Source organism: Vibrio harveyi NBRC 15634 = ATCC 14126 = KCTC 12724 (assembly GCF_001591145.1).
Taxonomy (GTDB): domain Bacteria; phylum Pseudomonadota; class Gammaproteobacteria; order Enterobacterales; family Vibrionaceae; genus Vibrio; species Vibrio harveyi.
This window is the reverse complement of sequence record NZ_BCUF01000008.1, coordinates 58,232-78,701: the sequence shown is the minus strand read 5'-3', so window position 1 is coordinate 78,701 and position 20,470 is coordinate 58,232. Positions and strand designations below refer to the sequence as shown.

23 protein-coding genes are annotated in these 20,470 nt (G+C 44.1%); 12 read left to right on the top strand and 11 right to left on the bottom strand.

What is annotated here, in order from left to right:
• Nucleotides 1-110 precede the first annotated feature (110 nt).
• The gene (locus VHA02S_RS06380; protein WP_005453588.1) at nt 111-566 is read left to right on the top strand and encodes an Lrp/AsnC family transcriptional regulator; all 456 of its coding nucleotides are present in this window, start codon (nt 111-113) and stop codon (nt 564-566) included.
• 162 nt (nt 567-728) lie between these two features.
• The gene (locus VHA02S_RS06375; RefSeq protein WP_038898983.1) at nt 729-1,334 is read left to right on the top strand and encodes a class I SAM-dependent methyltransferase; all 606 of its coding nucleotides are present in this window, start codon (nt 729-731) and stop codon (nt 1,332-1,334) included.
• 56 nt (nt 1,335-1,390) lie between these two features.
• On the opposite strand, the gene VHA02S_RS26500 is transcribed toward VHA02S_RS06375, so the two are convergent.
• Together VHA02S_RS26500 and VHA02S_RS06370 are read right to left on the bottom strand one after the other, a co-directional pair.
• Nucleotides 1,391-1,621, bottom strand: a complete 231-nt coding sequence (locus VHA02S_RS26500) for a hypothetical protein (RefSeq protein WP_074051703.1) — start codon at nt 1,619-1,621, stop codon at nt 1,391-1,393.
• Between the two features lie 176 nt (nt 1,622-1,797).
• Entirely contained in the window at nt 1,798-2,340 is a 543-nt protein-coding gene (locus VHA02S_RS06370; RefSeq protein ID WP_038898984.1) for a hypothetical protein, read from the bottom strand.
• Nucleotides 2,341-2,456: 116 nt separating this feature from the next.
• Here VHA02S_RS06370 and VHA02S_RS06365 point away from each other — a divergent pair, with 116 nt between their 5' ends.
• The 4 genes from VHA02S_RS06365 (at nt 2,457) to secF (ending at nt 6,659) form a co-directional block, all read left to right on the top strand.
• On the top strand, nt 2,457-3,125 hold the full coding sequence (locus VHA02S_RS06365; RefSeq protein ID WP_038898985.1) for an SH3 domain-containing protein: 669 nt from the start codon (nt 2,457-2,459) through the stop codon (nt 3,123-3,125).
• 144 nt (nt 3,126-3,269) lie between these two features.
• Nucleotides 3,270-3,749, top strand: a complete 480-nt coding sequence (locus tag VHA02S_RS06360; protein ID WP_009696226.1) for a hypothetical protein — start codon at nt 3,270-3,272, stop codon at nt 3,747-3,749.
• Nucleotides 3,750-3,915: 166 nt separating this feature from the next.
• Entirely contained in the window at nt 3,916-5,754 is a 1,839-nt protein-coding gene (gene secD / locus VHA02S_RS06355) for a protein translocase subunit SecD (RefSeq protein WP_009701400.1), read from the top strand.
• Nucleotides 5,755-5,756: 2 nt separating this feature from the next.
• A complete protein-coding gene (gene secF / locus VHA02S_RS06350; protein WP_005453603.1) occupies nt 5,757-6,659 on the top strand; it encodes a protein translocase subunit SecF in 903 nt (300 codons plus the stop codon).
• Between the two features lie 118 nt (nt 6,660-6,777).
• On the opposite strand, the gene VHA02S_RS06345 is transcribed toward secF, so the two are convergent.
• Together VHA02S_RS06345 and VHA02S_RS06340 are read right to left on the bottom strand one after the other, a co-directional pair.
• A complete protein-coding gene (locus tag VHA02S_RS06345) occupies nt 6,778-7,044 on the bottom strand; it encodes a hypothetical protein (protein WP_009696224.1) in 267 nt (88 codons plus the stop codon).
• A gap of 45 nt (nt 7,045-7,089) precedes the next feature.
• Nucleotides 7,090-7,710 (bottom strand): LysE family translocator, encoded by a 621-nt coding sequence (locus VHA02S_RS06340; protein ID WP_038898987.1) that lies wholly within the window; start codon nt 7,708-7,710, stop codon nt 7,090-7,092.
• A 753-nt stretch (nt 7,711-8,463) separates the two neighbouring features.
• Here VHA02S_RS06340 and VHA02S_RS06335 point away from each other — a divergent pair.
• The 4 genes from VHA02S_RS06335 to phaC all read left to right on the top strand — a co-directional run bounded on the left by VHA02S_RS06335 (nt 8,464) and on the right by phaC (nt 12,656).
• The gene (locus VHA02S_RS06335; protein ID WP_005453606.1) at nt 8,464-9,204 is read left to right on the top strand and encodes an SDR family oxidoreductase; all 741 of its coding nucleotides are present in this window, start codon (nt 8,464-8,466) and stop codon (nt 9,202-9,204) included.
• An 11-nt stretch (nt 9,205-9,215) separates the two neighbouring features.
• Nucleotides 9,216-10,424 carry an acetyl-CoA C-acetyltransferase gene (locus VHA02S_RS06330; protein ID WP_038898988.1) on the top strand — a complete coding sequence of 403 codons (1,209 nt, stop codon included), beginning with the start codon at nt 9,216-9,218 and terminating at the stop codon, nt 10,422-10,424.
• A 44-nt stretch (nt 10,425-10,468) separates the two neighbouring features.
• Nucleotides 10,469-10,816: a phasin family protein gene (locus VHA02S_RS06325; RefSeq protein ID WP_005453608.1), complete on the top strand. Its 348-nt coding sequence runs from the start codon at nt 10,469-10,471 to the stop codon at nt 10,814-10,816.
• Between the two features lie 64 nt (nt 10,817-10,880).
• Entirely contained in the window at nt 10,881-12,656 is a 1,776-nt protein-coding gene (gene phaC / locus VHA02S_RS06320; protein WP_017819305.1) for a class I poly(R)-hydroxyalkanoic acid synthase, read from the top strand.
• Between the two features lie 240 nt (nt 12,657-12,896).
• On the opposite strand, the gene VHA02S_RS06310 is transcribed toward phaC, so the two are convergent.
• From VHA02S_RS06310 to napF, 6 genes are all read right to left on the bottom strand, one after another.
• Nucleotides 12,897-13,031 carry a TIGR02808 family protein gene (locus tag VHA02S_RS06310; protein ID WP_005433365.1) on the bottom strand — a complete coding sequence of 45 codons (135 nt, stop codon included), beginning with the start codon at nt 13,029-13,031 and terminating at the stop codon, nt 12,897-12,899.
• Nucleotides 13,032-13,046: 15 nt separating this feature from the next.
• Nucleotides 13,047-13,625 carry a NapC/NirT family cytochrome c gene (locus VHA02S_RS06305; RefSeq protein ID WP_005453621.1) on the bottom strand — a complete coding sequence of 193 codons (579 nt, stop codon included), beginning with the start codon at nt 13,623-13,625 and terminating at the stop codon, nt 13,047-13,049.
• Nucleotides 13,626-13,653: 28 nt separating this feature from the next.
• A complete protein-coding gene (locus VHA02S_RS06300; RefSeq protein WP_005453623.1) occupies nt 13,654-14,109 on the bottom strand; it encodes a nitrate reductase cytochrome c-type subunit in 456 nt (151 codons plus the stop codon).
• 76 nt (nt 14,110-14,185) lie between these two features.
• Nucleotides 14,186-16,675, bottom strand: coding sequence for a periplasmic nitrate reductase subunit alpha (napA, locus tag VHA02S_RS06295; RefSeq protein ID WP_005453626.1), 2,490 nt, complete (start codon nt 16,673-16,675; stop codon nt 14,186-14,188).
• Nucleotides 16,672-16,980 (bottom strand): chaperone NapD, encoded by a 309-nt coding sequence (locus tag VHA02S_RS06290; protein ID WP_005433349.1) that lies wholly within the window; start codon nt 16,978-16,980, stop codon nt 16,672-16,674. The genes napA and VHA02S_RS06290 overlap by 4 nt, the downstream gene beginning before the upstream one ends.
• Nucleotides 16,981-17,023: 43 nt before the next feature.
• Complete coding sequence (gene napF, locus VHA02S_RS06285) at nt 17,024-17,509, bottom strand: ferredoxin-type protein NapF (RefSeq protein ID WP_009701993.1); 486 nt, start codon at nt 17,507-17,509, stop codon at nt 17,024-17,026.
• Nucleotides 17,510-17,755: 246 nt separating this feature from the next.
• Between napF and narQ the strand changes: the two genes are divergently transcribed.
• Nucleotides 17,756-19,492, top strand: coding sequence for a nitrate/nitrite two-component system sensor histidine kinase NarQ (narQ, locus tag VHA02S_RS06280; protein ID WP_038898989.1), 1,737 nt, complete (start codon nt 17,756-17,758; stop codon nt 19,490-19,492).
• The gene (locus VHA02S_RS06275; RefSeq protein WP_005453637.1) at nt 19,479-20,111 is read left to right on the top strand and encodes a response regulator; all 633 of its coding nucleotides are present in this window, start codon (nt 19,479-19,481) and stop codon (nt 20,109-20,111) included. The genes narQ and VHA02S_RS06275 overlap by 14 nt, the downstream gene beginning before the upstream one ends.
• Nucleotides 20,112-20,173: 62 nt before the next feature.
• On the opposite strand, the gene VHA02S_RS06270 is transcribed toward VHA02S_RS06275, so the two are convergent.
• On the bottom strand, nt 20,174-20,347 hold the full coding sequence (locus VHA02S_RS06270; protein ID WP_005453640.1) for a hypothetical protein: 174 nt from the start codon (nt 20,345-20,347) through the stop codon (nt 20,174-20,176).
• Between the last annotated feature and the right edge of the window lie 123 nt (nt 20,348-20,470).

Sequence of the window (20,470 nt, the reverse complement as noted above, 5' to 3'; positions counted from 1 at the left end):
GAATGAAAGTGACGCTCAATGGTGGCAAAATATGACTTAATACAGTTAGAACTTAGTGAATTTCGGCATGGAATTAAAAAATCATGGCGAAATCTGGCAAGGAAGGCAAGATGGATAAAATTGACCGACAGTTATTGGATTTGATCCAGCAAGACGCCACAATGACAACAAGCGAACTGGCAGATAGAGTGGGGCTTTCCGCTTCCCCTTGTGCGCGAAGAATTAAACGCTTGGAACAAGAAGGCGTGATCAGTGGTTACCGCGCAATGGTTTCTCGCGAACAAGCGGGAATTGCAATGACGGTATTCGTTGAAGTAAGCCTTAATAATCACCAAGCCAGTTCAATAGATGAATTTGAGCAAGCGGTAAGCGAAATGGAAGAAGTGATCTCCTGCCATGTTGTTTCTGGGGCGTACGATTATCTATTAGAAGTGGTGAGTAGAGATCTCACTGGCTATGAAGCTTTTACGCGAAAACTCCAGATCCTTGAAAACGTCAAAGATATTCATACGCACTTAGCGATTCGCCAAGTGAAAGGAAATGGTAACTTACCGATTTATACCTAAGTAACCTCGAGATGCTAGGTTCTTCGAGAACGATTTGTCTTGTAGACGCGGCGTTGTTTTCCTTGACCTCGAATCAATGACAATGCTCAGAATTCTGCATCTTGAAGTTACTGGGTATACTCATAAATACGGTTATTCACAAACCCAACAAACAAAGCAATCATGAAGTGGCTCGACAGATTACGCATCGCACATTATCACCGAAAAAGACACAAACAATTTGGCGAAGACAGAGCCAGGACGCTGGGGTGGCAAGACTCTTTCAGCCAAGTCACACGCTTTGAAGCCTTATGTCGGGATTTAGACCTTAATGGCAAAAGTATTCTTGATATTGGTTGTGGATATGGGGATTTATTGGCGTATATAGAACAAAAAGGCAATCGCCCCAGTCATTATATCGGCATTGATCAACAAAAGCGGTTTATCGCGGAATCTCGCAAGCGTCATTTCATTACTGATACGCAGTTTATCCGGGGCGATTTCTCTAACTTGATTTTGCCGAAAGCGCACTATGTATTTGCATCTGGCTCGCTCAATTACCAATCTGCCAACCCAAATCATACAATCGAGATGATTGAGAAAATGTATCAGACTGCGAGTATTGCTTGTGTGTTTAATCTGTTGGATGAGGCTAAGTTACCCAGCATGCGGATGTTAGAGTCTCACAACAAAGATGGTGTACTGCGTTATTGCAAGTTGCTGAGTGAGAGAAGTTACTTAATTGAAGGTTATTCCGATCATGATTTTACTATCGTGATGCCAAAATAACCGACAATAAAAAACGGAGACAGTTTCCTGTCTCCGTTCGAATAGTCTTTTAAGCCTTATTGGTATTTGTATTTTGAGATCTCACAGTTACCTGTGTGTCTATCAACCCTAAAAGAGAAAGCAGCTGAATGGTATTCCCTCCCATCACTCCAAATTGTTTCTCCGAAGATTTTACATAGGTCCAAATCACTGATTGAACCGAACTCTTTAACATGCCTAACTACTGACAAAAACTTGGCTTTGGTAGCATTAGGACAATCCCTGTTACTTAATCGATTGATAACCATTGGTTTAGCATCATCTCCAGCCAAATGTGACTTTATATTAAATTTTGTTAATGGGTAAATTACCCAAAATCTGCTCGTAAGTAAAGCGTTATTGTGACGTACCTCTCTATAAATTGACCTGTTTGCCTATTAATTGCTCAATTTCAATAAAGGGAACAATCCCAATATGAACAGACTTAGTCAGATTCATTTTGCACGTATTTTAATGCATTGGCTTCTTTATCGTACAGCTGCGCTAAACCAAGGTATTGTGTTGCCAGTTGCGTATAATCTTTAGCGAGTTGGGAAGCGTTTGTTTGATACCATTCGGCGCTAATTTGGTTGGCTGTGGCATCAGAAATTTCACATTTACTTGCGAGTTTTTGCCATCCGTTTGCCATCCAATTTGACTCAATGCTGAGTTTCTCTAACTCTCGCGCTTTAGTGGTGAGCTCTTCGCGATATTGAATCGACGCCCTAAGCTGACTTTGAAAAGCTCGTTGGTTAGTTTGTGCCTGCCACAACAAGGTTAGTTCACGTAGGGAGAAGGTCTGAGAGAGCAGTTGTCTTTGTTTGTGTTCAGTGAGAAGCGTATTGAATGTCTCAACGTATCTATTGTAATTGGACTCTAAACGGTTGAATTGGGTAAGATTGTCATTCCATGATGCGTGGTCACACTGAATGCTTGCGTAAGCAGGAAGTGGTAGCAGTAGCAATATCCATTTGAACTTATTCATCATTGTTTTCACACTAATTAGCTTTCTCGTTGATTAGTTTTTGCGTCCGTTATGCACTCTCTATCAGTATAGTTAGTGTGACGGTGCTTACTGCGTAAGGAATGAAAAAGGAACGGAATATGAAGAAAGCCTTGATCTTAATAGTTGTCTTGCTCTTGTTAGGGGGAGCGGGCGCAGGGTATTACTTCTTCTTTATGCAGCAAGACGACCCTGTCGCTGAACAGGAAAAAGAGCCAGAGAAACCAGCCGAACCTGCAGAAAAACCCAAACCGATTATGGATCTTGAGGCGCCCGCACCTGAGGTCACCGAGTACTATGTGATTGAGCGCCGGATCGATGTTTACAATAAGCCAGATCATCAGGCGTTGATTATTGATGCGCTGTATAAAGGTGAGAAGGTATCGGTTTTGGAGAAATCTAATGGCTGGTTCCGCTTGACGGATTACATTGTGTATGAAGAGGGTGGGGAAGAGACCGCTGAGTGGGTAGACTCAAAAGGATTATCAGACTCAGAACCTGTCATCAAAGAGCAAGAGCGCTTCGAGATCCTTGATGGGTATTTGCAAAAATCAGACGATTTAAAAACGCATCTCGATATGTTTCGTAACAAAACGCAGCAACTGCTCGATGATGAGACTTGCGACCCAAGTGATTTTGAAGAATTAGGTGGGTGGGTGCGTTCTGTCACTTACAAAACCCGCAATGTTTACTTCATCTACTGTGGTGGCTTGGAACAAGAAAACAAAATCTATTTGGATGTCGATAAAGGTGAAATATTTTATCGATGAATACCGCTTAAGGCTTGCTGGCAACTGCGTTCCACGGTTGGAAACAGAGATTTATAACTTTTTAGTTGTTAAGTATAAGCAATAGGAATACTATCACCGAGCTGAGTTGAAGAACTCGGCTCGTTTTGTTTTAAGTGAGCTACCATGCCTTGGATTTACGTTAGAAAACTGTTTTTGCTGCTTCTTGCAATGGCTTTATCGCCAATGCAGGCGTCGGCTGCACAAGCAGAACAGAAATCCTACTTACCTCACTTTTCTAAGTTGCAGCCATTTACGGCGAGCAACTCTGCATCGAACTCTCCAGTTGATTTCTCAGAACTCTCTGAGGAAAGCACCCAATCTCCAGTATCTGAAGGTCATGCTTTCCAAGATTCGTTTGCCATCTTTAATTCTCAACGTTGGACAACGCACCTTCGTGAGAACATTGACGATGAACACATTGATTTCATCGGCGATTTAAATGCCCCGTTTTATGCTGATGCTGGCTATGCCTATAGCCTTATGGATATCAGCTGGCGTCAAAGCCAATCGACATTTAATCACTTTGTTAGCGACCACCGCCTTTCTGGTTGGAAAGAAACCAATGCGATGTACGTCGCCCTCAATAGTCAGTTTTCTGCTTAAACACCATCACTCTGCACATTTTGTGCATTCTTAACACGGCAATTCTTCAACAGAGTAAGTGAAGCTCTGGGCATTCCATACCTGTATGTTGTTCAGGTGAGCGTTTTGTCGTGTCTTGAATCTAACTAAATAAAACTTCACTGAGCAGTGAAGGGATGATGTTTACATGAAGAAAACACCAAAACCACAAAAGAACAGAAAAGTGCTGAATCACTATTCGGCATGGAAATACGTCGTTTTAATTACGACGGTTATTATCTTAACCCTTAGCGCCATCCCAACTTGGTTTGGTGAGCAGCCTTCTATTCAGGTGACGTTTGCTGACCAAAACAACAGTGCGATGTCAGTGGTTCAGCTCGACCAGCTGTTAAAAACGCACCATATTCCAGCCTCTAAAATCATTGAAAAAGACGGTAAGACCACCATTGTTTTTGATGGTGAAGATGCGCAAAGTAAGGCTCGTGTATTGCTTAACGATCAGCTAGGCAAAGATGACAGCATCACGTTCTCATACGTGTCTGTTGCCCCAGAATGGTTAAACGAGATGGGTTTCAGCCCAATCAAGCTTGGTCTTGACCTTCGTGGCGGCGTTCAATTCCTATTGAATGTAGATGTTAATAAAGCGTTTGAAGAACAGCGCGACGCATTGGTTGATGAGATCAAAGCGAGCCTGCGTGAGCAACGTGTACGTGGCGTTCAAGTTCGTGCTGAAGCGCATAACCACATCGCAGTAAATAGTGAAAACGAAGCGGGCTTAAAAGCGGCGAGCCAATTCATTCGTCAAAACTACCCTGGTTGGACAATGACAAGCGCAGATCGTGGCTTTGAACTTCAACCAAGCGAACAAAACATCCAAGAATTCCAAACAACGACACTGCAACAAAACTTGAAGATCATGCGTGGTCGTATCGAAGAGCTTGGTATTACTGAAGCGTTGGTACAACGCCAAGGTAAAGAGAGCATTCGTATCGAGCTACCAGGTGTTCAAGACCCTGCACAAGCGAAAAACGTCATTGGCGCAACAGCAAGTCTTGCGTTCTACGAAGTGAAAGACGCAGGTCAAGCACGTAGCAGCCAAGACCTTGTCCTGAAAGACAACGATGGTCGTACAGTGATTCTTGCTAAGCGTCCAGTACTAACGGGTGAACATATTGTAAATGCGCGCGCGGGCGTTGATAAAATGGGCATGTCAGAAGTAAACATCTCTCTAGACCACGCTGGTGGTAAGAAGATGAGTGACTTCTCTGCAACGCATATCGGCAAGCCAATGGCGACAGTCTACCGTGAGTACAAAACTAACGAACGTGGTATGACAGAGCGTAGCGAGCGCGTTATTAGTGTTGCAACTATCCAGTCTCAATTGGGTAGCCAATTCCGTATTACTGGTGCGGGTAGCATGGATGAAGCACAGCAACTTGCCTTGCTTCTACGTGCGGGTTCATTGACCGCTCCGGTAACGATTGTTGAAGAACGCACAATCGGTGCTTCTCTAGGTGCAGAAAACATCCAAAACGGTTTCGCTGCTCTTGCTCTTGGTATGGGTCTAACACTGACATTTATGGCACTTTGGTACCGTCGTCTTGGTTGGGTTGCGAACGTGGCTTTGTGTGCAAACATGCTTTGCTTACTTGGTCTAATCGCACTACTTCCTGGCGCCGTGCTAACACTTCCTGGTATCGCAGGCTTGGTATTGACTGTCGGTATGGCGGTGGATACCAACGTAATTATTTTCGAACGTATTAAGGACAAGATGCGTGAAGGTCGTAGTTTTGCACAAGCTATCGACTTAGGCTTCGACAGCGCGTTCGCTACTATCCTTGATGCCAACATCACAACCATGATCACTGCCGTGATTCTATACGCGATTGGTAACGGTCCAATCCAAGGCTTTGCGCTGACGCTAGGTCTGGGTCTGATGACCAGTATGTTTACAGGCGTATTTGCTTCTCGTGCAATGATCAATTTAATTTGGGGCCGCGATGCCCGTCGTGATGTGAGGGTTTAATCATGGTCGAAATGCTAAAACAAAATATCCGTAAGATTCGTTACTTCACGACAGCTGTATCGGTTGTGTTGACGATTATTGCTCTGGTTGCTCTGGGTATGAAAGGGCTAAACCTAGGTCTCGATTTCACTGGTGGTATGGTTACTGAAGTGAAAGTCGATAAACAATTGACTAACCATGATTTGCTTAATGCGCTGCAACCAAAGCTTGGTGAATCAACATCTGTAACCCGTTCAGGCGAAGATGGTCGTTGGGTTATTCGTTACTCAGCACCGGCAGAAGGTCATACATTACCTAATGTTGCAGATGTACTTAAGCCTATTTCACATCAAGTAGATGTAGTAAGTAACAGCATCGTGGGTGCTCAAGTGGGTCAGGACCTGTTCGACCAAGGTGGCTTAGCATTATTAGTATCGGTACTGACGATTCTTGGTTACTTGTGTTTCCGCTTTGAATGGCGTCTGGCAAGTGGCTCTCTATTCGCGTTGGCGCACGATGTTATCTTAGTATTGGGCTTCTTTGCGATTACACAAATGGAGTTCAACCTGACGGTGTTTGCAGCGATTTTGGCGATTCTTGGTTACTCGCTTAATGACTCGATCATCATCGCTGACCGTATTCGTGAACTGCTTGTTGCGAAGCAAAATTGGAAAACAGAACAGATCAACGATGAAGCGGTATTGGCGACATTCTCACGTACTATGGTGACATCAGGTACTACTTTAATCACTGTTGGTGCGTTGTGGATTATGGGCGGTTCTGCATTGGCAGGTTTCTCTACCGCAATGTTCATTGGCGTACTGTCTGGTACGTGGTCATCAATCTCGATTGGTACGGTGCTTCCTGAATGGTTGAAGCTAGAACCAAAACACTACCTACCAGTAGAGATCGACACTGCACCATAATACTTGGTGTTTAAGGTAAAAGTGCTTGCGCCACTCTTCTGAGTGGCGCTTTTTTATCTGTGGAAAAGGGAAAAGGGAAAAGGGAAAAGGGAAAAGGGAAAAGAAATAGAATCGGACGCTACTTCACGCGCATTAGTCGATGCTTGACTGAACCTAAATCAAATTCGATGATCTGAGATCGCTTCATTGACTCGACTTTGGTGAGCATTGGTCCTTTATAGCCCTTCTTTTTCATCCATTGTAACGGTTCAGAAAAGCTGTCCTCATTGACCACGTAAGACTCACCTTTATGTTCGCCAGCATAGACGTTCACTACCCATACTCGGGCTTGAAAATCCAACACCTCACCAAAGGATTGTTTGAGCCTGCTTAAAATGTTCTTCATAACTTGTTTTTCGTCACTAGACCTGTTTCATCAATACTGCTTTTTCTAACTCATTAAGAGCCAAATACCCACTCCCATCATCAAAGTGCCAGCGATTCGGTTCATTAAGCGTACATTTTTGGATTGACCTAGCAATCGCTTCAATCCTTTACCACCCGTTGCGTAAAGAGACATACAAATGAACTCGAACATCAAAATAATAGAAACAAGCACGATGAGCTGAGGAGCAAGAGCCGCAGTTTGATCAATAAAAGGCGGCAAAAGTGAAATCATGAACGCCCAGCCTTTCGGGTTTGCAATTGCGGTGACAAAGCCTTGCAAAACCAAATCCCAGTTACCGCTAGTAGGAACATCAATGCTATCAACATTAATGGCAAGTTTGCCTCGTGAGCGCCACATCTCAACCCCTAAATAAAGCAGATAACCGCCGCCAATCAATTTTAGTACGGTAAAGAGCCAAGGGTAAGTGAGCATGATGGCTGCGATGCCGAGCACCGCAGAGACTGAGACTAAAGCAACACCAAACAGTTCGCCAATCATCATCCAAAGGGTGCGACGATATCCGATACTCATACCTAACGTTAAGGCAAGCGTCATACACATCCCAGGTGTAATGGACACAAAGAAGAAGGTAGGGATGAACATGGTTAACAAGGCGGTATTCATGAATATTGATGAGTGTGTAAGTAAATAAAGAGGTATCAAAGATAGTGCAAACTGGCATTCAATGCCACATCTAAAAACAGTAGAGGTTGGAGGTATAGGGTTAACATTCAACTGTTTAATAAAATTTAAATAACAATTAAATGTGTGCGACATATTAGTGCGCTGTTGCACCAAATAAAATCATTTATAAGTTAATATGAGATAACTTAGTTGTAGAAATTAGTTGGTTTAATTACCAGTTATATTATTTTTTAATTGGTATTTATGTCATTTTGACCATGTTTTACTTAGATTAAATACTCAAAGTAGGATGTAAGCTAATGATATATTTCATAATTATTAGTTGAGCTTTGTTAACTATTGACTCGATAATTTAATTGCGATCTATTAGTTTCTAAATGAAAGATGATCTTAAACCATTTGCAAATGCAACATAGATAGAAATTCGTATAACTTACTGAATGCAAAGTGATTTACAAAATTAATAATCAAATTGTCTTTAGTATTTCTTCTTTTAAAACAGCAGTTTATGTGTGCTTAACTTTTTTATAACATTTCATTCCGAATGAGATCTAAATCAATCTTATGCAAATGAATGAGTTTTTTATTTGAAATGTCATATTTCTAGGTTAACTTAAAATAAAAGGCAGCAGAGGAATTGTTGCCAAAAGAATAAATTAACACGTCAGTTGGCGAAACATTTCGCCAGTGTCTTAATTCGCTTTTTTAATGCCGTTAAGAATGGAGTCTTCAATGAAGAAAGTCGCTTTGATCACTGGATCAAAAGGCGGAATTGGTTCTGCTATTTCCTCTCAATTAGTAAATGATGGTTATCGAGTAATTGCTACTTATTTTACAGGTAATTATGAGTGTGCTTTGGAATGGTTTAATGAAAAAGGGTTTACCAAAGATCAGGTACGCTTATTTGAATTAGATGTGACAAACACCACGCAGTGTGCTGAAAAACTGGCACTTTTGCTTGAGGAAGAAGGGACTATAGATGTTGTCATCAACAATGCAGGTATCACACGTGATGGCGTGTTTAAAAAGATGACTGCACAAGCTTGGAATGACGTCATTAACACCAATCTAAATAGCTTGTTCAATGTGACTCAACCTTTGTTCGCGACTATGTGTGAAAAAGGTGGTGGTCGCATCATTAACATCTCTTCCGTTAATGGTTTGAAAGGACAGTTTGGACAAGCAAACTACTCAGCGGCTAAGGCTGGCATGATTGGTTTTTCAAAAGCTCTGGCATATGAAGGTGCTCGTTCTGGCGTGACTGTGAATGTTATCGCTCCGGGATACACCGGCACCCCAATGGTAGAGCAGATGAAACCGGAAGTGCTTGAATCTATCACCAACCAAATCCCAATGAAGCGTTTAGCAACGCCAGAAGAAATTGCAGCATCAGTAAGCTTCCTAGTGAGTGATGCCGGCGCATACATCACCGGTGAAACATTGTCGGTGAACGGCGGCCTATACATGAGCTAAGGAGTAGAGTGATGGAAAAAGTATTTATCGTTGCAGCAAAGCGTACGCCAATTGGTGCGTTTGGTGGAAGCTTAAAAAACACCTCAGCAGGAAATCTAGCTGCAGTAGCAATAAAAGGTGCGCTTGAGGCAGCTTCTTTGGCAGCGAATAAGGTCGATGAAGTTATTGTTGGTAACGTTGTTGCAGCCGGTCAAGGTATGGGTGTTGGACGCCAAGCTGCACTGTTTGCAGGTATCCCGGAGTCAGTCCCTGCATACGGCGTAAACATGGTATGCGGCAGTGGTATGAAAACCGTCATGGATGGCGTTTCGCATATTCGCAGCGGTGATGCAGAAGTCGTGATGGCTGCCGGCGTTGAGGTCATGTCACAAATCCCATTCATCGTGCCTAGCAGCGTGCGAGATGGCAACAAAATGGGTCACATGGAGCTGAAAGATCTCCTTATCTCAGATGGCTTAACGGATGTTTACAACCAGTACCACATGGGAGTGACGGCTGAAAACGTTGCAAAAGAGGTAGGGTTGTCTCGCCAACAGCAAGACGAATACGCACTTTCGAGTCAGCAAAAAGCTGTCGCGGCTATCGAGGCAGGTAAATTCAAAGATGAAATTGTTCCTGTTGAAGTTAAGCAGCGTCGAGAAACGGTCGTGTTTGACACCGATGAATACCCGAAAGCCAATGCCACACTTGAAGGTTTGAGCAAGCTGCGCCCTGCGTTCGACCGAGAAGGTACAGTGACAGCAGGTAATGCATCGGGCATTAATGACGGTGCAAGTGCCATCATTTTGGCCTCAGAAACTGCAGTTCAAGCGCATGGTTTAACACCAATTGCCGAGGTAGTGAGCTACGCACAATCTGGTTTAGACCCTCAAATTATGGGGCTTGGTCCTGTTGAGTCAGTGAACAAGGCACTACAAAAAGCCGAGCTGAAAACCAGCGATATCGATGTTTATGAATTAAACGAAGCCTTTGCTGCTCAGGCATTAGGCGTGATTCATAAACTGGCTGAAACCAACCAAGTACCAGTAAGCTCGATTCAAGATAAAGCCAATTTTAATGGTGGTGCTATCGCATTGGGTCACCCACTTGGTGCATCAGGTAACCGAATTTTGGTTACGTTGGTTCATGAACTTCACAAACAAGACGGTCAGTACGGGGTTGCTTCACTTTGTGTGGGCGGCGGTATGGGCACGGCTGTGATTGTAAAAGCAGTTAAGTAGTTATTTAAACGGACATTTTTAATTCTTTCTCTAGGAGATAAACCATGTACACTGATTTCTTCAAAACTTTTAGCGATCAAACTGAAAAGAATCTAGAACCATACTTGAAGTTCAACAAGCTAGTAACAAAGAACGTAGAAGTGCTTACTGAGCTTCAACTGAACGCGATCCGTACTTACAGCGAAGTGGGTCTAAACCAAATGAAAGCAGCGTCAGAAATCAAAGACGTGACTTCTCTAACGGCTTTCAACAGCCAACAACTTACCGTTCTTACTAAACTTTCTCAGCAAATGATGGACGACAGCAACAAGCTGCAATCTATCGCAAAAGAGTTCAAAGAAGACGTTGAGAAAATGACTTCGGAAAACCTAAAGACTGTTACTCCAGCGTAATACGTCCGCTTGCGCCGCCCGCTTTTTGGGCGGCGTTGTTTTTTCCGAATATAGGAGTAAGACTATGTTTCAACACTTCTTTTCGGACTATCTTGTAAAGCTTCAGGAAACCAATCAACAGTGGTGGCATGATTTCGAAGTGAACAAGGCAGTCGTGAATTCTCCTTTGAACAAGGCCATGCAAGAAGTGAACTTTGAAGATACTGCTAAACTGTTCGAACAAGCGGCAAACCAACCCGCTGCAATTTTGAAGTTGCAAGCAGAGTGGTGGGAGCAGCAGCTTCAAATTTGGCAGAATGTGGCTCTAGCAGGTAATCAAACGCAACTTATCGAAGCAGAGAAGGGCGACAAGCGTTTCTCAAATGATGCTTGGCAGCAAGAGGCCATGTACAGCTTCATCAAGCAATCATATTTGTTGTTTAGTAAAACCTATCTAGACACGCTCGATTCCATCGAAGGTCTTGATGAGAAGACGAAAGAGCGTATTACCTTCTTCTCTCGTCAGGCTATCAACGCACTTTCTCCATCTAATTTCATCGCGACCAACCCAGAACTGCTTAAACTCACTCTTGAGCAAAATGGTGAAAACCTACTGACGGGTTTAGAGAAGTTAAAAGAAGATGTTGAGTCGAGTGCCGACATTCTCAAAGTACGCATGACCAACAACAATGCGTTTCGCGTTGGGGATGATGTAGCGACGACTGCGGGCGATGTTGTGTTCCAAAACGAATTGTTTGAGCTGATTCAGTACCGTCCCTTGACGGAAAAAGTGAATGCGACACCGCTATTAATCGTTCCACCGTTCATCAATAAGTACTACATCCTTGACCTAACGGCGAAAAACTCAATGGTTCGTTGGTTATTAGAGCAAGGTCATAGCGTATTTATGATGTCTTGGCGCAATCCGGGTAAAGAACAAGCGCAGGTTGAGTTTGGGGACTACGTAACCGAAGGCGTAGCGAAAGCGGTTACTGCGATTGAGGATATTACTGGTCAAGAGCAAATCAACGCAGCTGGCTACTGTATCGGTGGTACGGTTCTCGCCAGCACCGTAGCTTACTATGCAGCGAAACGTATGAAGAAGCGTATTAAGTCTGCGACCTTCTTTACGACCTTGTTGGACTTCTCTCAGCCGGGGGAGGTTGGGGCATACATCAATGACACAATCATCAGTGCTATAGAAACGCAAAACAACGCCAAGGGTTACATGGATGGTCGCTCGTTAAGCGTGACATTCAGTCTGCTGCGTGAAAACAGTTTGTACTGGAACTATTACGTCGATAATTACCTCAAAGGTAATAGCCCTGTTGATTTTGACCTACTGTATTGGAACAGTGACAGCACTAATGTGAGCGCCGCTTGCCATAATTTCTTACTGCGAGAACTCTATTTGGAGAATAAGCTGGTACAAGACAAGGGTGTAAAAATTGGCGGTGTTTGGATTGATCTCAACAAGATTAAGATCCCAAGTTATTTTGTATCGACCAAAGAAGACCATATTGCACTGTGGCAAGGAACGTATCGTGGTGCTCTGAATACAGGTGGTAATAAGACCTTTGTTTTAGGTGAGTCAGGGCATATTGCTGGTATCGTGAATCACCCAGCGAAAAACAAATATGGATATTGGTTGAACGACAATCTTGATGACTCGGCGGACGAATGGTTCAACAACGCGAATCATCAAGAAGGTTCTTGGTGGACGCATTGGCACCAATGGTTGATGCAGTTTAACCCGAAAGAGCAAGTTGAGCCTTTCCCAGTTGGTTCTGAGCAAAATCCGGTTATTGAAGATGCTCCTGGTCAGTATGTTCGACAAGTTTTGCCTATCAACGAGTCCTAGACTGCTCCTCGCAAGCAGTATTATTTGGCGATCTGAATGGTCGCCTTTTTTCTGTCTGAAGCTTTGCTTCGCAAGGAGCAAAGAATCATCACAACAAGCAAGTGTGAGAACCACCATAAGCCGTCAGAGAGTATTGGGTTTGGTGCTTTGGTTGGAAACGTAGAAAGAAAAAACGCCAAGCAAATGCTCGGCGTTTTCCGTCAACAAAATAGGCAAAAAAGTTGACTGGTTCGAGGTGAATTACACCTCTTTATCCTTACCTAGTGAGAGTAGCCATAGAGAGATTGCTGCTACTCCGACAAAGCCGGAAAGAATAATGACTGGCATTGCGCTGTATCCAAGGAAGTGCCAGATAAAGGATTCAAGATTACTCATTGTCTATGTTTCTCCTTATTGCCAGCCTTCAACACCGTGCATGTCAGGCAGTTTGTGTGCGATACCTTTATGACAGTCTACACAAGTTTTATCGCCTGAAGCCAGAGCGGTAGAGTGTTGAGCTGCCGCTCGTTTACCCTGCTGCGAGTAGTCCATGTAATCAAACTGGTGACAGTTACGACATTCAAGAGAATCATTCTTCTTCATACGCGCCCACTCACGTTCTGCTAAGTGTTCACGACGAGCTTGGAATTTCTCCGGCGTATCGATCGTCTTCGTTACGAAGTGAGCAAACAACTCTTTAGACGCTTGAACTTTACGAACGATCTTATCGGTCCATTCGTGTGGTACGTGACAATCAGAACAGATTGCACGAACACCAGAACGGTTCGAGTAGTGAATCGTTTCTTGAATTTCAGCGACGATAGGAGCGTGACAGCCAGAACAGAATTCTTCTGTGTTGGTCGCTTCCATACCTGTGTTGAATGCGCCCCAAAACAGAAGACCACCAGCGAAGCCAAGGAATAAAACCACACCAGCGGCAGCTTTACTCGGGCTCGACAGTCTCTTCCAAAACGCTTTAAGTATTTTCATAAGTAACCTCTTAGTACTCGCGTTTCAATTACTGAAGCGAATCGACTGCCTTAAACTCGTTTTCCACTAATGGTTTAGCATCCGTTTGTGGAACGTGACATTGCAAACAGAAGTAACGACGTGGTGACATGTCTGCTAGTACCGCGTCTTCACGGTTAACGTAGTGCGTTACACTGATCTTGGTAGCGCCTGCGTCTTTAGCATTTTTCCAGCTGTGACATGCTAGACATTTGTTTGCGTTCAAAGACACTTCGTAGTTACGGATGCTATGAGGGATCAGTGGCGGCTGATATACAAAGCTGTCTGCAACGATCTGGTCTTTGGGAAAGTCTTTAAAATCATCTGCAGGGCGAGTGTCTTCAAGTTGCGCAGTACCGCGTAGCGAGTCTAGACCGCCTGTGCCACCTGGATTGTCCAGTTCCGCTTGTGCAACGCCTGTCAATAAAGCACCTACAGATAAAAGTGCGATAAGGTATTTTTTCATCATTTCATCTCCGCCTTATGGCTTAAATTCTTTTTAGGCCGCCGAGTCGACGGCCTTTGCATTCGTTATTTGACGGTTAAGCAATTTTCGTGATTTTGACTGGACACTTCTTAAAGTCTGTCTGTTTTGACAGAGGGTCAGTCGCATCAAGAATCAGCTTGTTAATCAAAATACGGGCATCAAAGAACGGTACGAATACCAAGCCTTCAGGTGGACGGTTACGACCACGGGTTTCAACACGAACGCGTACTTCGCCACGTTTGTTTGCAATTAGAACTTCTTCACCGCGACGTACATTACGTTTTTTCGCATCCGCAGGGTGCATGTAAACCACAGCGTCTGGTACAGCTTTGTAAAGCTCTGGTACACGACGAGTCATAGTACCTGTGTGCCAGTGCTCAAGAACACGACCTGTACATAGCCATAGGTCGAACTCTTCATTTGGTACTTCTGGTGGCGCTTCGTAAGGCGCGGAAATGATCTTCGCTTTACCATCAGCATTACCGTAGAAGTCCCAACCTGAACCTGCTTTAGCGTATGGGTCAGAACCTTCTTTAAAGCGCCATTGTGTTTCTTTGCCATCAACAACCGGCCAACGTAGACCACGTACAGTGTGGTAGACATCGTAAGGTGCTAAGTCGTGACCGTGACCGCGACCAAATGTTGCGTACTCTTCGAACAGACCTTTCTGAACGTAGTAGCCGAAGTGGTGCGAATCATCGTTTAGTTCACGAGCTTCTTCGATAGGGAACTGGTCAACTTGACCGTTCTTGAACAGCATGTCGTACATGGTTTTACCACGGTACTCTGGTGCTTTTGCAAGAAGCTCTTCTGGCCACACTTCTTCCATCTTAAAGCGTTTAGAGAATTCCATTACCTGCCAAAGGTCAGATTTTGCATCACCGATGGTCTCTACTTGTTGGTACCAAGCCTGTGTACGACGCTCTGCGTTACCGTAAGCGCCTTCTTTCTCGATCCACATTGCAGTAGGAAGGATAAGGTCAGCGGCTTGCGCTGTTGCTGTTGGGTATGGGTCAGACACAACAATGAAGTTTTCTGGATTACGGTAACCTGGAAGACGCTCTGTGTTGATGTTTGGACCAGCTTGCATGTTGTTGTTACATTGAACCCAATAACAGTTCAGAACGCCATCATGCAACATGCGGTCTTGCAGTACCGCGTGGAAACCTGGTTTCGGTGGGATGGTGCCTTCTGGCAGTTTCCAGATCTCTTCAGCGATTTTACGGTGTTTAGGGTTAGCAACCACCATGTCTGCAGGTAGACGGTGAGCAAACGTACCAACTTCACGAGCGGTACCACATGCTGATGGTTGACCCGTTAGTGAGAATGGACTGTTGCCCGGAGTAGCAATCTTACCGGTTAGTAGGTGGATGTTGTAAACCAAGTTGTTCATCCATACGCCACGAGTATGTTGGTTCATACCCATTGTCCATAGCGACATCACTTTCGTGTTTGGATCCGCGTACTGCTTAGCAAGCTCGATTAGTTTCTCTTTTTCTACGCCTGAGATTTCAGATGCTTTCTCTACGGTGTAAGGCGCAACAGTCTTCTTGTACTCTTCGAAAGAGATAGACGTCAGCTTGCCAGAGTTCGGGTTCTTAGCGGCTTTTTGTAGCGGGTCATCGTCACGGAGGCCGTAACCGATGTCAGTGTCTGTTTTGGTAAAGTTCGTGTGCTTGTTCACGAAGTCCCAGTTCACTGCATCGTTTTGAATGATGTAGTTTGCGATAAAGTTAGCAATTGCAAGGTCAGACTGAGGATTAAAAATGTAGCCGTGGTCTGCCAACTCAAATGAACGGTGGTAGTAAGTAGAAAGCACGTTCACTTTTACATGAGGGTGGCTTAGGCGGCGGTCAGTAATACGTGTCCACAGAACTGGGTGCATTTCTGCCATGTTTGAACCCCAAAGAACGAATGAGTCAGCGTTCTCGAAGTCGTCGTAACAACCCATTGGTTCATCGATACCAAATGCACGCATGAAGCCTACTACTGCAGATGCCATACAGTGACGCGCGTTCGGATCGATATTGTTTGAACGGAAGCCTGCTTTCATCATTTTGGCTGCGGCATAACCTTCCATTACTGTCCATTGACCAGAACCGAACATACCGATGCTTGTTGGACCTTTCTTCTCTAGAGAAGCTTTCCATTTCTCAGCCATGATATCGAAAGCGGTGTCCCAAGATACAGGAGCGAAGTCACCGTCTTTGCTGTATTTGCCATCTTTCATACGTAGAAGAGGCTGAGTCAGACGGTCTTGACCGTACATGATCTTGGAAAGGAAGTAGCCTTTGATACAGTTCAGACCTTTGTTTACCGGCGCTTCAGGGTCACCTTGAGTCGCCACGACTTTGCCGTTTTGAGTACCAACAAGAACAGAACAGCCTGTACCACAGAAACGACAAGGTGCTTTGTCCCATGTGATCTTAGTTTGGTCAGAGCTTGCAATCAGATTGGTTGCAGAAGCTGGTAGTGTGATACCTGCGACAGCAGCAGCTGATGCAGCCGCGTTTGCTTTCACAAACGCACGTCTTGTCATTTTCATACTTCACCCTCGATTTGGGAATGTTGTGTTCCAGTGTCTTTTTCTTCCGTTTCTTCAAGCCCAGTTTCGATTTGGTGATAAACCAATACTGTGCTCAAGACATTCGGTAAATTATTAATCGCATCGATAGTGTCGGTGATGAAACCTTGATTCTCAGTTTCTAGCACCACCACGATTTTGCCTTCTGGGCTGTCACCGTAGATTTCTGCGTTTTCGTACGCTTCAATCTGGGTTTTAACTTCAGCCAAATGTTCAGGCAGAACATGGACTACCAGACTCGAAATGTGCACTTCGTTTAGTGACATACATCTCTCTCGTTTTATCGCCTATCGCGCCGACCACTAACGGCTAGGCTGTTATATTGCTCACATTGATGGATGAAGTAGGGCACACTGAAACACAGGCGCCGCAGCCGTTACACTCATCAAGGTCTAAATTTGGTTGTGCTACTTTGCCAAGTTCTAACTTGAACTTAATCGCCATCGGGTCGCACATGTCCCCACAGCTTCGGCATTCGACATTTTGTTTTGCTAAACAGCTATCGGTGATGCTCGCTTTTGCCTGCCAAGGTTGCTCCGCTTCTGCTAAAAATAGTGGCTCTGGGCAAGCCTCGGCGCATTGGTAACAAAATGTGCATTCATCAATAGAAAAATCGACTGCAGGAAAACCGCCGTCGCTTTTGGTTATAATCTTGGTTTCACATGCCTCGATGCATTTGCCACAGCGAGTGCAGTCATCTGTGAATTGAGTTGGCTTTGCTAACCAAGGAAGACGTACCGAATTATCCGGTTGCGCTTTGCGTGCAAAAAGTCTTCGTCTAGAAAGGTCTACCACTTAGTCACCTCAAAAATTGAAACCCAAACTAAGCATAGTCCACAATTTCATTAATAAACTGTCATTTAAGTACACGAAATTGTAGTTTTTGACATATATGTATAAATACCTCTTAGGAGGTAATTAGGATGCAATATTGTTTTGGATCAATAAATTCCGGCGCAGGTGATCACATATTGATAAAGTTGAAAGATAATGCGCGTTGTATAAAGACAAACGTGGTTATCAAACGAGCGGAGTTCAGAGTTGTTTAAAAATGTGAAAAAGTCAGTAACACGCACTATTGCGTCTGCCATGATGTTGATTTTACTCCTATCGGTGGCGACGACTGGCTTTGCTATATTCACTCTTGCATCAAGCCTTAATGATGCGGAGGCGGTCAACGTAGCGGGTTCGATGCGAATGCAAAGTTATCGTTTAGCCCATGATATTCAAAGTGAATCTGTTGACTATTCTTCACATATTGACTTATTTGAGCAGTCAATTTACTCCCATTCAATGCTGGCACTACAGCATTGGTCAGTACCAGAAGATATTACAAAAGACTACTATCGGTTGATTCTGCGCTGGCACGAGCTGAAATCGGTACTAAAGAGCCAAGATAGAGACAAATATCTGATCTTAGTGGCTGGTTTTGTTCAACAAATTGATGCTTTTGTATTTAAACTGCAGAACTACTCAGAACAAAAACTGATCAACTTAGCGTGGATTGGTGGCTTAGGGCTTGGCGGCATACTGTGTGTCAGCATGTTTGTCGTGCACTTTGTGAGACTAGAAGTTGTCAGACCTTTACGCGCTCTTGTGTTTGCAAGTGAACAAATTCAGAATCGTTCGTTTAATGTGTCACTCAATGTATCGAGTGACAACGAAATGGGTATTTTGACCCGAACTTTCAATAGGATGGCGAACGATCTTGGTAAGCTATATCGAGGGTTGGAGCAAGCTGTCGACGAGAAAACACGTAAGCTACAACATGCTACCCAATCGCTGAGAGTGTTGTATGATTCGTCGAAAGAGCTGACGGCTTCACGTATCCATCAGGAGAATTTCCAAGCGATTTTACAACATATTGCAAGTTTGGAAGGAATTCGTGCAGTTAAGCTCGAAATTGATCAAATTGGGGAACCAAATTGGATACTCTCAGAGGGGGAAGAGTGCCGTCACGAATGTGATAGCGAATGTCACACGAAGATATTAACGCTGGACGGTGTTCACCTTGGGTATTTGCATTGGAAAGCGGGTTTGCCGTGTCCTAATGAGTCTCTTATTGATAACTTTGTTCAAATTTTATCTCGTGCGGTATATTACAACCGAGCGCAGAGACAAGCTGAGCAGCTGCTTTTGATGGAAGAACGTGCCACTATCGCTCGTGAGTTACACGATTCACTAGCCCAAGCATTGTCTTATTTGAAGATCCAAGTATCGCTACTCAAACGAAGTGTGAAGAATATTCCTGATGACAAAGCGATAGAGCAGACAAATCAAGTCATTGCTGAACTCGATACTGGGCTGTCAGCAGCATATACCCAACTTCGTGAGCTTTTGACTACATTCCGCCTAACAATAAAAGAGGGTAGCTTTGGTCAAGCGCTTCAAGAAATGGTTTCGACGCTTGATGATCAAACTGCGGCGAAAATCTCGCTTGATAATGAGCTTTCTTCAACTGAATTAGATGCACACCAGCAGGTCCATCTACTACAGTTGATCAGAGAAGCGACAATAAATGCGATCAAACATGCTCAAGCGAACAATATTAAGATTCAATGTCTTGATTCTGATGGGAAAGTCACAGTGACTGTTACCGATGATGGTATAGGCTTTGAGCAGCAAGACGAAAAATTAAATCATTACGGTATGAGTATCATGCAAGAGCGAGCAGCCAGATTGCACGCTGAGTTGCAAATTGAAGCCGCAGCTAATAGCGGCTGTATCGTAAGACTAGAATTCCAACATAGTAAGGAAGTAAACATTGACAGTGTGTAAAGTAATGCTGGTGGATGATCACCCACTCATGAGACGTGGTATTCATCAGTTACTCAGTTTTGAGCCAGAATTTGAAGTCGTCGCAGAGGCAAGTAGCGGTGCGGATGCGGTTGCGAAAGCTCATGAACTTGAGCTGGATTTGGTACTTCTTGATCTGAATATGAAAGGCATGTCTGGTCTAGATACGCTAAAAGCTTTGCGTGCTGACGGTTGTGAAGCTCGCATTGTTATTCTCACCGTATCGGACAGTCCGGCAGACATCGAAGCTATCGTGCGTAGCGGCGCAGATGGTTACTTGTTAAAAGACACAGAGCCAGATGAATTGGTTGAACTGCTAAAACAAGCACACGAAGGGGACAAAGCCTACAGCCAAGCGGTAGCGAAATACCTAAATGAGCGTGAAGGTCAAGAAGACGTATTTGACTCATTGACTGACCGTGAAACGCAAATCCTCCAAGAGGTGGCGCGCGGTTTTCGCAACAAGCAGATTGCCGATCGCCTGTTTATCTCTGAATCGACCGTTAAAGTGCACATGAAGAGTTTGCTGAAAAAGTTGAAAGTACCTTCACGTACTGCAGCAACAGTGCTTTATCTAGAGCGATTCGGCGAAATTAAGTAACACTTTAGACGCCCATTCTAGAAACGCCAAATAGAAAAAACCGCCCAAACAAGGGCGGTTTTTTATTGGTCTGGGCGAATGGAGTACAAATCACTATTGTGTTTGCCACACTCCAAATAGTAACGATGCGCCGCTTTCTTATCTTCCGCGACGACTCTCATACTGTGCATTTTCCCCTGTTCAAAGTAGCGAATTTCGTATTCTACACTCGTATCAAGTTGCTCAGCAGCAGCCATGCTACGCCTCCATAAACTATCCTGATGTTATTGAAGCAATTTATATGCCACTTTAAGGAACGCTATATCGTTCGAGTTTTGGCTAATAATTGCGCACTAACTCACTTTTTTGCGGATAGTTGT